Below are 12,772 nucleotides of genomic sequence, written 5' to 3' on the forward strand. Positions count from 1 at the left end.
ACTCTTTTGAAAGCCCTCGTACTCGAAGAAGCACGGCAACTCGCGCTGCGCGATATCGACCTGCCGCTCGAAGTCGGTCCGCGCGACGTCAAGATCAAGATTCATACGGTGGGCGTGTGCGGAAGCGACGTGCATTACTACACGCACGGACGCATCGGTCCGTTCAAGGTCGACGCGCCGATGGTCCTCGGCCATGAAGCATCCGGCACGGTGGTCGAAACGGGCAGCGAGGTGACGCATCTGCATGTCGGCGACCGCGTCTGCATGGAACCGGGCGTTCCGCAATTCGACTCGCCCGCCACCATGCGCGGCCTGTACAACCTGGACCCCGCCGTGCGTTTCTGGGCCACGCCGCCCATTCATGGCTGTCTGACGCCGTATGTCGTGCATCCTGCCGCTTTCACGTTCCGGCTTCCAGACAATGTGTCTTTCGCGGAAGGCGCGATTGTCGAGCCGCTCTCGATCGGCCTGCAGGCCGCGAAGAAGGCTTCGATGAAACCGGGCGATGTCGCCGTGGTCATCGGCGCGGGGACGATCGGCGCGATGACCGCGCTCGCCGCGCTCGCAGGCGGCGCGTCGCGCGTGATTCTCGCCGACGTCATCAAGGAAAAGCTCGCGCTGTTCGCCGGCAATCCCGCGGTGACGACCGTCGATGCACGCGAGCAGCGGCTCTCCGATGTGGTTCGCGAAGTCACGACGAACTGGGGCGCCGATGTGGTATTCGAGGCGAGCGGCAACGCGCGCGTCTACGACGACCTGTTCGATCTGCTGTGCCCTGGCGGCTGTGCGGTGCTCGTCGGCATGCCGGTGGACCGCGTGCCGCTCGATGTCGTCGCGATGCAGGCGAAGGAGGCGCGCCTTGAATCGGTGTTCCGTTACGCGAATGTGTTTCCGCGTGCGCTTGCATTGATCAGCTCGGGCATGATCGACGTGAAGCCGTTCATCTCGCGCAAGTTCGCTTTCGCCGACGGCCTGAAGGCATTCGAGGAAGCGGCGGCAGCGCGCCCGCACGATGTAAAGATCCAGATAGAGATGGACTGAGTCATGGCGAAGATCGTTTGCAAAGGCCTTACCAAGCGTTATGACGGCGGACCGCCGGTGCTGCATCCGCTCGATATGGAAATCGACGACGGCGAGTTCGTCGTGCTGCTCGGGCCATCCGGTTGCGGCAAGTCCACGATGCTGCGCATGATCGCGGGTCTCGAAGGCATCAGCGGCGGCGACCTGGCGATCGGCGACAAGGTCGTGAACGATCTGCCGGCGCGCGAGCGCAACGTCGCAATGGTGTTCCAGAACTACGCGCTGTATCCGCACATGACGGTGTATGAGAACGTCGCGTTCGGCTTGCGGCGGTTGAAAGTTCCGGCTGCGGAGATCGACCGCCGCGTGCGCGAAGTCGCCGCGATGCTGAATCTCGACGCCTTGCTCGATCGCAAGCCACGCGCGATGTCGGGTGGTCAGCAGCAGCGCGCCGCCATCGCGCGGGCCATGATCAAGACGCCTGAAGTGTTTTTATTCGACGAGCCGCTGTCCAATCTCGACGCGAAACTGCGTGCGCAGTTGCGCGGCGACATCAAGCGCTTGCATCAGCGGCTGAAGACCACAACGGTGTATGTGACGCACGACCAGCTCGAAGCGATGACGCTCGCCGACCGCGTGATCCTGATGCGAGGCGGACGTATCGAGCAGGCCGGCACACCGTCCGATCTCTACCACTTTCCGCATACGCTGTTCGCTGCGGGCTTCATCGGCACACCCGCGATGAACTTCATGTCCGGGACCATTGAACGCACCGGCGACACCTGTTTCGTTCAGGTGCAAGGTCAGCGCTGGACGCTTGCCGGGCCGCGCTTTGCGAAGTTGCAGTCGGGCCAGGCGGTGAAGCTCGCGATCAGGCCGAACTATCTGAAGGTCGCCTCCGCGGACGACGACATCGCGATGCTCAAGCTGCGCGGCAAAGTGGAACTGATCGAACTGCTGGGCGCGGAGGCGCTCGTCACGCTCGAATTCGCCGGCGAACGGCTTGCGGCTCTTGTGCCGGCGAGTGAATTGCCGGCGCTGGATAGCGTGGTAACGTTTCAGTTCAAACTAGCCGACCTGCACGTTTTCGACGCGCAGACGGAGCAGAATGTGTCCTTGCCCGTTGCTCACATGAGAGCGACATCGCCGGTTGATCCGCTGCATCGGACCACGGGCGTGCAAGGAGCGGCTGTACATTGACGCAATAAGACGCGGCCCCGAGACAGCCGCCAAGGAGAAGCGCGATGAATCCGGACCTCGAACTGGTGCACACGCGGCGCGACGAGTCGTTCCGCGCCTGGGTGCATGACTATCCGCACACGGTGGCGAAGTGGCACTTTCATCCGGAGTACGAGATTCACGTCATACGCGCGTCGTCGGGCAAGTTCTTTGTTGGCGACTTTATCGGCGACTTTGCGCCAGGCAATCTTGTGATCACCGGGCCGAATCTGCCGCACAACTGGATCAGCGAAATCGGCGAACGCCAAACGGTGCCCTCGCGTGATGTTGTGCTGCAGTTTTCGCGCGATGCGATCGAACGCATGGCGGCCGCGTTCAATGAATTGCACTCCATTGTCAGTCTCGTCGACGACGCCGCGCGCGGCATCCAGTTTCCCGATGCCGTGGGTCTCGCCATCGCGCCGATGATGATGGAGCTCGCCGCGTCGCACGGCTGCCGCCGCGTCGAACTATTGATGTCGATCTTCGACAGGTTGTCGTCGTGCAACGAGCGCACCTTGCTCGCAGGGCCCGCCTACGACGTCAACGCGCATCGCTACATGCAGTCCACGATCAACCAGGTGCTCTCGTACATTCAGCAGAATCTTCCGGGCACTTTGCGCGAGGCCGACGTTGCCGAACTCGCCGGCATGAGCGTGAGTACCTTCACTCGCTTTTTCCGCCGTCATACGGGATGTACGTTCGTGCAGTACCTGAACCGTTTGCGCATCAACGAGGCGTGCGAACTGCTGATGTGTTCGACGCTCAGCGTGACGGACATCTGCTATCGCGTCGGCTTTAACAACCTGTCGAATTTCAATCGCCAGTTTCTTTCGACGAAGGGGATGCCGCCGTCGAAGTTTCGCGCGCTGCATCAACTGAACGAACACGTAAACGAACACATCAACGAACACATGATCGCGGCCTGACGTCTTGCCTCGGCAACACACGACGGCCGCCACAACCGGGACGACACTCTTGACTTTCCTTGGAATCGACCTTGGGACATCCGAGGTCAAGGTACTGCTCACCGACGACGAATCGCAAACGCTTGCCACCGGCAGCGCACGGCTCGAAGTCGAAAAACTCCATCCTCACTGGTCCGAACAGAGCCCGCAGTCGTGGTGGCATGCCACGCTCGATGCCATCGCGCAGGTGCGGGCGTCGAATCCGGCGGGCTTCGCGGCGCTGCGCGGCATTGGCTTGTCGGGCCAGATGCATGGCGCGACGCTGCTCGATCGCGCGGGCCAGGTGCTGCGTCCAGCGATTCTCTGGAACGACACGCGCGCGGCTGCCGAATGCGTGGAACTCGAAGCGCTGGTGCCCGAATCGCGCTCGATCACCGGCAACCTCGCGATGCCGGGCTTCACCGCGCCGAAACTTCTGTGGCTGTCCAAGTACGAGCCGGCCGTGTTCCGCGCAGCGCACAAGGTGCTGTTGCCGAAAGACTATCTCGCGTGGCGGCTCACGGGAGAATTCGTCTCGGACATGTCGGATGCGTCGGGCACGCTATGGCTCGATGTGGCGAAGCGCGACTGGTCGGACAGAATGCTTCACGCCACCGGGCTTTCGCGCGAGCATATGCCGAGGCTCGTCGAGGGCAGCGACGCAGCGGCACAGTTAAACGATACGTTGCGGCGCGAATGGGGCATTGCGAACCCGGTGCTGCTGTGCGGCGGTGCGGGCGACAACGCGGCGAGTGCGATCGGCATGGGCGTCGCCGAAGCCGGTAGCGCGTTCTTGTCGTTGGGTACATCGGGCGTGCTGTTTGCAGGCACCGACCGCTTTGCGCCGAATCCCGCGCAGGCGGTACACGCGTTCTGCCATTGCTTGCCGGACCGCTGGCATCAGATGAGCGTGATCTTGTCGGCGGCTTCGAGTCTCTCATGGTTGTCCGGCGTGCTGAAGACCGACGTCGCCGAGCTTGCGGCCTCGGCCGAAACCGCCGATGCACGCGGCGCACCGCTGTTTCTGCCGTATCTGAGCGGCGAGCGCACGCCGCACAACGACGCGAACGCGAAGGGCGTGTTCTGGGGACTCACCGGCGCTCACACGAACGCCGACCTCGCGTACAGCGTGATGGAAGGCGTGGCCTTCGCGATGGCCGACGGTTATGCGGCGCTACAGGGCGCGGGGACCACGCTGGACACCGCGTCGTTCATCGGCGGCGGCTCGCGTAGCCGCTTCTGGGCCCAGCTTTGTGCAACCGCTACGGGCGTTGCCATGCGCCGTCACCAGGGCGGCGATGTCGGCGGAGCGTTGGGCGCCGCGCGGCTTGCGCGTCTGGCCGTGACGAAGGAGAGCGTCGCGCAGGTGTGTACATCGCCGGCGACGATCGAGGTATGCGCGCCTGACGCGGCGCAACGAGGCTTAATCGAAGAGCGGCTTGCGCGGTATCGCAGGATCTATGCGGCGCTTAAGGACGAGTTTTCCCGATAGGGATTCGTTACGTTCCAAGTCGCTCAATGTTTTGTCAACGCAACCGCGCTTCAATGACCGAGGCGCGGCTGCGGTATTCCACATGGCAAGGGTTCCTGCCTACACCACACCGTTGACCCAACGCGGGCCACGGCTAAAGACTCCTGTCACCGAACGCCGCGAGAAGCATCGCGGCCTCCTCGCGAAGCTCCGCACACTGCCGCACCGCGTCGTCAGCGGGGTTCGCTCTTCCGATCGCGTCGAAAGCGGCCATCGCTACGCACAGTTCGTGCAGCAGGTCATCGGTTATGAAGGGGAGTTCGGAATCCATGCCCGCATTAACGACATTCCAACGGCCGACTTTAACGGCTAACTAGCCGGGCGCGTTTTTTCGGCGATATCGGCATTGCATGGGTGTCGCACACCGCTCCGCTAGAATGCGGGGGAACCCACATGTAAAACCGGCGCTCTCCCCTGCGCGACCCGAGTCAATAGATCGGCTCACCGACCAGGGCAAACCCGGCATCAAGGAAATCGCATCGATGTTCGGCATTCACCGGTCCACTGTTTTTCGTCTCCCGGGTCAGCGCCAGAGCCCAACAATAACGAGGTGAACATGCTGTCGCTGCGTAACAACAAAAACATCGCTGCATGGCACCTGGGACCGCGTGCCGTTTTTTATGGCGGCTTCTTCATCGCCATCGTGATGGTGTCGCTATGCGCCGCTTCGCTGTACCAGAGCCGGCAGGACGCGCTCGATCGGGCGCGCGAGACGTCGCGCAACGTCGCACTGATCGCGGAGCGTGACATCGAGCGCAATTTCGAGTTGTACGGGCTTTCGCTTCAGTCGGTGGTTGACGGACTCGGCAACCGGGACGTGATGGCCTTGCCGCCCCGTCTGCGAAACCAGATCCTGTTCGACGGCGCCACCGCCGCAAAAAATCTCGGCTCGATGCTCGTGTTCGATGCGTCGGGCAAGATCATCATCGACGCGGGGAACGACGCGCCGCGCACCGGCAACTTTGCCGACCGCGATTACTTCGTCGTGCAGCGCGACAACCCCAACGCCGGCCTGTATGTCAGCACACCGTTTCATTCGCGTCTGCGCAATGGTGCGCCCAGCATCGCATTGAGCCGCCGCATATCGAACCCGGACGGTTCGTTCGCCGGCATCGCGCTGATGGCGATCAACCTCCAATATTTTCACGACCTGTTCGGCGGATTGTCGCTCGGACAGCACGGCGCCATTTCGCTGATCGCCCGCAATGGCCTGATGATCATGCGGCACCCTTACGATCCGAAGGTGATCGGACGCGACATCAGCAAGGCCAGCACTTTCAGGCAGTTCATGACCGCCGAGGAGGGCAGCTTTTCCGACACGTCGTCGATAGACGGCGTGCGTCGGCTCTACTACTTCCGCAACTTCCCGCACCTGCCGTTGATCATCATGGTGGCCGAAGCGGAGCCGGACATCTACGCGGCGTGGCATCGGCGGGCACTCACAATCGGCTCGCTGATGAGCGCATTCGCTGTGGGATTCGTCGCGCTGTCGTTCGTGTTGGGCACACAACTGCAGCGTCGGCTGCGCGCTGAATCGGAACTGCAATTGCTCGCGCGAACGGACAGTCTCACCGGTTTGCATAACCGGCGCACGCTTGGGGAGATTCTCGAACAGGAGTGGCGCCGCGCGAGGCGCACGCATAGCGTGTTCTCGCTGCTCTTTGTGGATATCGACCGCTTCAAGGCCTACAACGACACGTACGGCCATCAGGCCGGCGACGATGCGCTGGCCGCGGTCGCGCGCTGCATCGGCGATAACATCCGGCGGCCGGCCGACACTGCGGCCCGCTATGGCGGCGAAGAGTTCATTGTCGTTCTGCCGGATACGCCGCCGCAAGGGGCGTCCGTTATTGCGGAGAAAATCCGGTCCGCGATCAACGAACTCGCGATCGAGCATGCAGGCAGCGAATACGGACGCGTGACCGCGAGTATCGGGTCCGCAAGCTGGTCGCCCGACCACGACGCCGACGTGACAACGGTCATCAAGGCCGCCGATGAGGCGCTCTATAACGCGAAGGCGACCGGGCGTAATCGTGTTGCTAGTTGCTCGGAGTAAGGTGCGGGGTGCGGCTTCTTTGGACGCCATGCAAAAAGATTGGTAGGCCGTGGCGGATTCGAACCGCCGACCAACGGATTAAAAGTCCGCTGCTCTACCAGCTGAGCTAACGACCCACTCTCAACGCACCCGTTCGCCGCGAGCGTTTTTCAGACCACGGCGAACAGACAGCCAACAGCCGACAGCCGATAGCCGATGCCGCCCGCGCTAGCCAATCTCGATTGTCCGGCTAGCGGTTCGCGGCCGCTCCTGCTTCGGCACAGTTAAAGTTAGCACGCCTTTGTCGAATTTGGCCAGCGCGCGGTCCGGATCCGCCTCCTCCGGCATCGGGATCGTGCGCACGAAAGCGCCGTATGCACGCTCGAGCCGGTAGCAACCGTCTTCCTCGCTATGCACGTCCTGCTTTTTCTCGCCGCGCAACACGAGCGCGCCATCCTCGACACTCACGGTCAGATCCTCGCGCGCCATGCCTGGCAACTCGGCGGTCACGCGCAAGACCTTGCCTTCGTCGACCACGTCGATGCGCGGCTGGAAACGCGACGAACTGAAGTCGCCGAACCATCGTTCGAGCGCGCCGCGGCCCGCGAACGGATCATGGAAAAACTCCTCGACCGCACGCCACGGATCGCGCGGAAAAAGCCGCGAAATATCGGGCCACGCGGCACGCCACTGCTCGCTCGCCGGCGTATCCGGCGCACTGTCCGCTTGCTGCTTGCGCGCCGAGCCGCGAAGAAACTTGAAAGGGTTCCACTTTTTCGGATCGGTGTTCATCGCATCCTCCTTTACGTCTGGTACGAGAACCGCATATTCACCATAGCGCCGACGCCATGCCATCGCAAAGATCGCGGACGTGGCGGACGTGGCGGAAGTGGCGGCATAACGCCGCCACCCGTTTTCTCCTGTCGTCGTTGCGAATGCGCCGGGTCAGTTCGTCCGCACTTCGATGCGGCGCGGACGCGCTTCGTCGTGACGCGGAATCGTCAACTTCAACACGCCGTCCTTCAGATTCGCGTCGATCTTCGACGTGTCGAAGTCGGCGCCGAGCGAAAACGCCCGCGCAAAACGCGGTTCGCGAATTTCCGCGTGCTGCAGACGCAGCCCGGCCGGTGTCGGCACCATCGCCTCGGCCTCGATATACAGATTGCCATCGTGGACTTTCACACTCAACCGCTCCTTCGTCACACCCGGCAAATCGGCCCACAGCGTAATGCCCTGACTGTCCTCGGACACGTCGACGGGCGGCGTCAGCGTGACGCGGCTTTGCGCGCGCTCGTCGTCGCGGCGCGTCACCGCGGTTTCGCTCGCCGTTTCGCTCATGGCTTCATCTTTTCTCGCAAGTTCGGTTGTGTCGCTCATGATTGCCTCCTTACTTCACGATCTTCACGATTCGGTTCTCACCCAAAACATCATTGAACGGCAATGGCGCGCGGCTTCGACGACTCGCGCTTCGCCACGCTCACGACCAGACAGCCGTCGACATAACGTGCGCTGGCCTTGTCCGGGTCCGCATGCTGCGGCAATTCGATCGCGCGCCGGAACCGGCCGGCAAAACGCTCCTGCGCATAAGTGCGCGTGTCATCGCCGGCGGCTTCCGTCTGCGGAAATTCGCGCTCGCCGCTGATCGTCAGCAGACGCTTGTCGATCGATACATCGAGTTTCGCCGGGTCGATGCCCGGCGCGAACGCGACGATCTCGATGGACTCGTCCGTGCTGCCGATATTGATCCGCGGAAACGTGCCTGAACCCGCGGCGCGAATGCTCATGGGAAAGCCGTCGAAGAGACTCGCGACCTGCCGTTGCAGGCGTTCGATATCGCCGGCCAATCCGGCGCTTGAGAAGAGATCGCTCATGGTGTTGCTCCTTCGCCCTGGGGCGAACCGGACCACGCGCTCCAGTTCGCCCGTCAGGGACATTCATCCACTGACAAACAAATCGAAACACGCAGCGCGTGCAACGCGACTGCTGAGCCGACAATAAAATAGGTCGGCGCCGAACGAATTTCAAGTACGGTTTTTGCAGAGTTGCCTAGCGAAAAACCGGCGCGAAAATGCGTGACGCGCGCTGAAAAATTTTGTTACAAAGAGCCCGCTCGACACGCTCTTGAAGTCCCGCAACGAACCCCTATTTCGCTTTCCGCCAGGACACTGGCAACGGCTGCGCCCCAACGCGGGCGTCATCCATCTCGCTGTTCGCGCGCAGCCGGATTCCTTTTTGGTGATCTGTTATCGCACAGGAGATGGAAATGAACATTCGTCCCCTCTACGACCGGGTTGTCGTCAAGCGAATCGAGCGGCAACGCACGACGGCATCCGGCATCGTGATTCCGGACTCCGCCGCCGAAAAGCCCGAACAGGGCGAGGTGATCGCGGTCGGTGACGGGCGTCTGCTGAAGGACGGCACCCGGCGTCCTCTCGAACTCAAGGTCGGCGACCACGTACTCTTCGGCAAATATGCAGGCCAGACCGTCAAGATCGACGGCGAGGAACTGCTCGTCATGCGCGAAGAAGACGTGATTGGCGTATTCGAAGCCGACGCGGCCGCGCAGCGCAAAGCCGCGTGATAAACGTTCAAAGACTTTTCCCGGAGCAACAAGATGAGTGCGAAAGATGTCAGGTTTCACGACAGCGCCCGTAACCGGATCGTCAAGGGCGTGAACGTGCTGGCCGATGCGGTGAAAGTGACGCTCGGCCCCAAAGGCCGCAACGTCGTGATCGAGCGCAGCTTCGGCGCGCCGGTCATCACGAAAGACGGCGTGTCGGTGGCGAAAGAAATCGAACTGAAGGACCGCTTCGAGAACATGGGCGCGCAAGTCGTGAAGCAGGTCGCGTCTAAAACCGCCGACGTGGCCGGCGACGGCACCACGACCGCGACCGTGCTCGCACAATCCATCGTGCAGGAAGGCATGAAGCACGTCGCCGCGGGCATGAATCCAATGGACCTGAAGCGCGGCATCGACAAGGCGGTTGCGGCCGTGCTGGACGAATTGCTGAAGACGTCCAAGCGTATTTCGACGAGCAAGGAAATCGCGCAGGTGGCGTCGATCTCCGCGAACGCCGACGAAGCGATCGGCAAGATCATCGCCGATGCAATGGACAAGGTCGGCAAGGAAGGCGTGATCACGGTCGAAGACGGCAAGTCGCTCGACAATGAACTCGACGTGGTCGAGGGCATGCAGTTCGATCGCGGCTATCTGAGTCCCTACTTCATCAACAATCCGGACAGGCAGGCCGCGTATCTCGACGATCCGCTGATCCTCGTGTACGACAAGAAGATCTCGGCGATCCGCGATTTGCTGCCGATACTCGAAGCCTCCGCGAAGGCAAGCAAGCCGCTTTTCATCATCGCGGAAGACGTCGAAGGCGAGGCGCTCGCCACGCTCGTCGTCAATTCGATGCGCGGCGTGCTGAAGGTCGCGGCCGTCAAGGCGCCTGGATTCGGCGACCGCCGCAAGGCGATGCTCGAGGACATCGCGGTGCTCACGGGCGCCACCGTCATCTCCGAAGAAACCGGCAAGCAGCTCGAGAAAGCGACGCTCGAAGATCTCGGCAGCGCGAAGCGTGTGGAAGTGCGCAAGGACGACACGATCATCATCGACGGCGCCGGTGACCAGCAGCAAATCGAGGCGCGCGTGAAGGCGATTCGCGCGCAGATCGCCGGGACCACCAGCGACTACGATCGCGAGAAGCTGCAGGAACGCGTGGCGAAGCTCGCGGGCGGCGTCGCGGTCATCAAGGTGGGCGCGGCGACCGAAGTCGAGATGAAGGAAAAGAAAGACCGCGTCGACGATGCGTTGCACGCGACGCGCGCCGCTGTGGAAGAAGGCATCGTGCCGGGCGGCGGCGTGGCGCTGTTGCGTGCGCGTGCGGCCATCGCGGACCTGAAGGGCGCCAACGCCGATCAGGACGCCGGTATTCGCATCGTGCTGCGCGCGCTCGAAGCGCCGCTGCGCGTAATCGCTTCGAACGCGGGCGACGAGCCGTCGGTGGTCATCGCGAAGGTGCTCGAAGGCAAGGGCAATTTCGGTTATGACGCGGCCACGGGTCAGTACGGCGACCTCGTGGAAGCGGGTGTGGTCGATCCGACGAAGGTGACGCGCACGGCGCTGCAAAACGCGGCGTCGGTCGCCGGCCTCATTCTCACGACGGATGCAACCGTCGCCGAAGCACCGAAGGAAGAGAAGCCCGCCGCGGCGAACGCGCCCGAACTCGAGTACTAGGCCGAGTACCAAGCAAAGTACTGAGCAGAGTACAAAGGAGAAGGTTCGGCTGCCATTGCCGGGCTCACGTCCGGCACGGCTCCAGTTCGGCTCCGCTGTCCGTTCGCGGCTGGCGGAGCCGCTTTTTGCATGAGCCGCAGCCGGTTTGCGTGAGATTCGAAACGATCGAATACGTATGGAACTGACGCTCACTATCGACTCGCGTCCACTGACGCTCGAACTGGACGACGTGGTGGCGGGCCTGCTTGCCGCTCGCCTGAAGCTGCCCGCCAACACCGACACGCGCGCGGCGCTCTCGCGCTATCTGAGCGATGCCGGCGGGCCGTGGATGCTCGACGAAAATCACATGCGCAAGCGCATCATGCGCCGCCTCATACTCGACATCGCCGATCCCGCGCTGGTGATCCGCTATCTGATGATCGAGCAACCGCATTGAACGGCGCGGGTCTGTCTATGCGGCTATCGTTCCTTCCTTCGACGAAACGCCCACCATGCCGCCAGTCCCGTGAAGCAGGCCACGAGCACGACCAACACCCAGAAGCCGTGATGGTTCTCGGCAAACGGAATGCCGCCCACGTTCATACCGAAGAAGCCCGCGACGATGTTGATCGGCATCGCGAGAACCGTGACCAGCGTCAGCGTAAACAGCGTGCGGTTATTCTGTTCTTCGAGCCGCGAAATAATCTCTTCCTGCAATAGCCTGACGCGTTCGATCAGCCCGGCCATGTCGGAGAGCACCACGGAGAACTCTTCCGTCGACTCGCGCAAATCCTGTACGTCTTCCGGATGAAGCCAGCGCGGCGGTCTCGCGAGCAGGCGGAAGATCGCGCCCGGCTCCGGCGCGAGCATCCGTTGCAAGCGCGTCAGCATGCGTCGCATGGCGCCCAGATCGAGCCGGTTTTGCGTGGGCCGCTGCGAGAGAAAACGGTCTTCGATACGGTCGATATCGGCGCTCGTGCGTCGAACGATCTGCACGAGCAAATCCGCCTGATCGCGCATCAGATGAACCAGCAGCTCGACTGGCGAGCGGAAGATTTCGCCTTCTTTCACCGACGCGCGCAAGCGGTCCACCGAACGCAGCGGCTTGAGCCGCGCCGTCACGATGATCCGCTGATGTGCGTAAATCCAGAGTGTCGCAATCTCGGACGGCGTGAACTCGAGGTTGAACATCACGTCGTTAACCACGGCGCGCAATGCACCGTCGGCCTGCTCGATACGCGTGGAATGCGAGCCTTCACGCAACGCGTCGAAAAACGTCTCGGGCAGATCGAGTTGCGCGTGCATCCAACGCTCGGCCGCGCTGTGCGCGAGATTGAAATGCAGCCACAGAAATTCGTCCGCATGCGAAGCGCTGTTTTGCTGCGCACGCAGCCATTCGAGCGCTTCGTCGGCGGAAATGGGCCGGCCCGCTTGCGTGGGCGAAAAGACGAAGCCGCACACAATGCCGGACGAATCGGAGCCATAGGTTTGCAGCAGAAGTTCAGATTTCATAAGTCTTTCAGACCTTGCTTTCCGCTTGCGGTTTGTGATGACACTCGCAATTTACCAGTCCAACATGAAGCCGCAATGGCCGTCATATTGCCTCAACTCGAGCGTCTCCACGACGCTCGCAACATTGAGCGATTGCTTCATAGCGAATATCAATCATCCGCAAACCTTTGCGGCCTCTTACCTGGGAGTAACCGCCCTACGGTCACGAAGAAGCGCGCCGTTATTGCGTGTGGCGCCAGCGAAAACCGATTTCCAACCGTCTGCTGCTGACCCCGGATTGTCCGGGCATCCGA

The 12,772-nt window shown here is 62.2% G+C and carries 13 protein-coding genes and 1 tRNA gene; 9 read left to right on the plus strand and 5 right to left on the minus strand.

Going from position 1 to position 12,772, the window contains the following annotated elements; translation table 11 throughout:
• Window positions 1-6: 6 nt before the first annotated feature.
• The 6 genes from C8K18_RS06245 to C8K18_RS06265 all read left to right on the plus strand — a co-directional run bounded on the left by C8K18_RS06245 (window position 7) and on the right by C8K18_RS06265 (window position 6,772).
• A complete protein-coding gene (locus C8K18_RS06245; RefSeq protein ID WP_006047174.1) occupies window positions 7-1,041 on the plus strand; it encodes an NAD(P)-dependent alcohol dehydrogenase in 1,035 nt (344 codons plus the stop codon).
• 3 nt (window positions 1,042-1,044) lie between these two features.
• Window positions 1,045-2,220, plus strand: coding sequence for an ABC transporter ATP-binding protein (locus tag C8K18_RS06250; protein ID WP_006047175.1), 1,176 nt, complete (start codon window positions 1,045-1,047; stop codon window positions 2,218-2,220).
• Between the two features lie 44 nt (window positions 2,221-2,264).
• On the plus strand, window positions 2,265-3,167 hold the full coding sequence (locus C8K18_RS06255) for an AraC family transcriptional regulator (protein ID WP_029966950.1): 903 nt from the start codon (window positions 2,265-2,267) through the stop codon (window positions 3,165-3,167).
• Between the two features lie 49 nt (window positions 3,168-3,216).
• Window positions 3,217-4,677, plus strand: a complete 1,461-nt coding sequence (gene xylB, locus C8K18_RS06260; RefSeq protein WP_107706971.1) for a xylulokinase — start codon at window positions 3,217-3,219, stop codon at window positions 4,675-4,677.
• Window positions 4,678-4,759: 82 nt separating this feature from the next.
• Window positions 4,760-5,029, plus strand: coding sequence for a hypothetical protein (locus tag C8K18_RS33050; RefSeq protein ID WP_132384542.1), 270 nt, complete (start codon window positions 4,760-4,762; stop codon window positions 5,027-5,029).
• A 243-nt stretch (window positions 5,030-5,272) separates the two neighbouring features.
• On the plus strand, window positions 5,273-6,772 hold the full coding sequence (locus tag C8K18_RS06265; RefSeq protein WP_107706972.1) for a GGDEF domain-containing protein: 1,500 nt from the start codon (window positions 5,273-5,275) through the stop codon (window positions 6,770-6,772).
• A gap of 40 nt (window positions 6,773-6,812) precedes the next feature.
• Here C8K18_RS06265 and C8K18_RS06270 read toward each other — a convergent pair.
• The 4 genes from C8K18_RS06270 to C8K18_RS06285 all read right to left on the minus strand — a co-directional run bounded on the left by C8K18_RS06270 (window position 6,813) and on the right by C8K18_RS06285 (window position 8,622).
• Window positions 6,813-6,888, minus strand: a tRNA-Lys gene (locus C8K18_RS06270).
• 91 nt (window positions 6,889-6,979) lie between these two features.
• Entirely contained in the window at window positions 6,980-7,543 is a 564-nt protein-coding gene (locus tag C8K18_RS06275) for an Hsp20/alpha crystallin family protein (protein WP_006047180.1), read from the minus strand.
• A 153-nt stretch (window positions 7,544-7,696) separates the two neighbouring features.
• On the minus strand, window positions 7,697-8,128 hold the full coding sequence (locus C8K18_RS06280; protein WP_107706973.1) for an Hsp20/alpha crystallin family protein: 432 nt from the start codon (window positions 8,126-8,128) through the stop codon (window positions 7,697-7,699).
• A 50-nt stretch (window positions 8,129-8,178) separates the two neighbouring features.
• The gene (locus tag C8K18_RS06285) at window positions 8,179-8,622 is read right to left on the minus strand and encodes an Hsp20/alpha crystallin family protein (protein WP_107706974.1); all 444 of its coding nucleotides are present in this window, start codon (window positions 8,620-8,622) and stop codon (window positions 8,179-8,181) included.
• Between the two features lie 392 nt (window positions 8,623-9,014).
• Between C8K18_RS06285 and groES the strand changes: the two genes are divergently transcribed.
• From groES to C8K18_RS06300, 3 genes are all read left to right on the plus strand, one after another.
• A complete protein-coding gene (gene groES, locus C8K18_RS06290) occupies window positions 9,015-9,332 on the plus strand; it encodes a co-chaperone GroES (protein WP_107707140.1) in 318 nt (105 codons plus the stop codon).
• A 33-nt stretch (window positions 9,333-9,365) separates the two neighbouring features.
• Entirely contained in the window at window positions 9,366-10,988 is a 1,623-nt protein-coding gene (gene groL, locus C8K18_RS06295) for a chaperonin GroEL (RefSeq protein ID WP_029966961.1), read from the plus strand.
• Between the two features lie 175 nt (window positions 10,989-11,163).
• Complete coding sequence (locus C8K18_RS06300) at window positions 11,164-11,424, plus strand: hypothetical protein (RefSeq protein ID WP_107706975.1); 261 nt, start codon at window positions 11,164-11,166, stop codon at window positions 11,422-11,424.
• A 23-nt stretch (window positions 11,425-11,447) separates the two neighbouring features.
• On the opposite strand, the gene C8K18_RS06305 is transcribed toward C8K18_RS06300, so the two are convergent.
• Window positions 11,448-12,479: a transporter gene (locus C8K18_RS06305; RefSeq protein WP_107706976.1), complete on the minus strand. Its 1,032-nt coding sequence runs from the start codon at window positions 12,477-12,479 to the stop codon at window positions 11,448-11,450.
• Between the last annotated feature and the right edge of the window lie 293 nt (window positions 12,480-12,772).

The organism is Paraburkholderia sp. GV068 (assembly GCF_003058125.1).
GTDB lineage: Bacteria > Pseudomonadota > Gammaproteobacteria > Burkholderiales > Burkholderiaceae > Paraburkholderia > Paraburkholderia graminis.

Coding starts and splice junctions, on each gene's coding strand:
- C8K18_RS06255 (WP_029966950.1), top strand. CDS start 2,265: ATGAATCCGGACCTCGAACTGGTGCACACGCGGCGCGACGAGTCGTTC.
- groES (WP_107707140.1), top strand. CDS start 9,015: ATGAACATTCGTCCCCTCTACGACCGGGTTGTCGTCAAGCGAATCGAG.
- C8K18_RS33050 (WP_132384542.1), top strand. CDS start 4,760: ATGGCAAGGGTTCCTGCCTACACCACACCGTTGACCCAACGCGGGCCA.
- C8K18_RS06280 (WP_107706973.1), bottom strand. CDS start 8,128: ATGAGCGACACAACCGAACTTGCGAGAAAAGATGAAGCCATGAGCGAA.
- C8K18_RS06250 (WP_006047175.1), top strand. CDS start 1,045: ATGGCGAAGATCGTTTGCAAAGGCCTTACCAAGCGTTATGACGGCGGA.
- C8K18_RS06300 (WP_107706975.1), top strand. CDS start 11,164: ATGGAACTGACGCTCACTATCGACTCGCGTCCACTGACGCTCGAACTG.
- C8K18_RS06275 (WP_006047180.1), bottom strand. CDS start 7,543: ATGAACACCGATCCGAAAAAGTGGAACCCTTTCAAGTTTCTTCGCGGC.
- C8K18_RS06305 (WP_107706976.1), bottom strand. CDS start 12,479: ATGAAATCTGAACTTCTGCTGCAAACCTATGGCTCCGATTCGTCCGGC.
- groL (WP_029966961.1), top strand. CDS start 9,366: ATGAGTGCGAAAGATGTCAGGTTTCACGACAGCGCCCGTAACCGGATC.
- C8K18_RS06285 (WP_107706974.1), bottom strand. CDS start 8,622: ATGAGCGATCTCTTCTCAAGCGCCGGATTGGCCGGCGATATCGAACGC.
- C8K18_RS06265 (WP_107706972.1), top strand. CDS start 5,273: ATGCTGTCGCTGCGTAACAACAAAAACATCGCTGCATGGCACCTGGGA.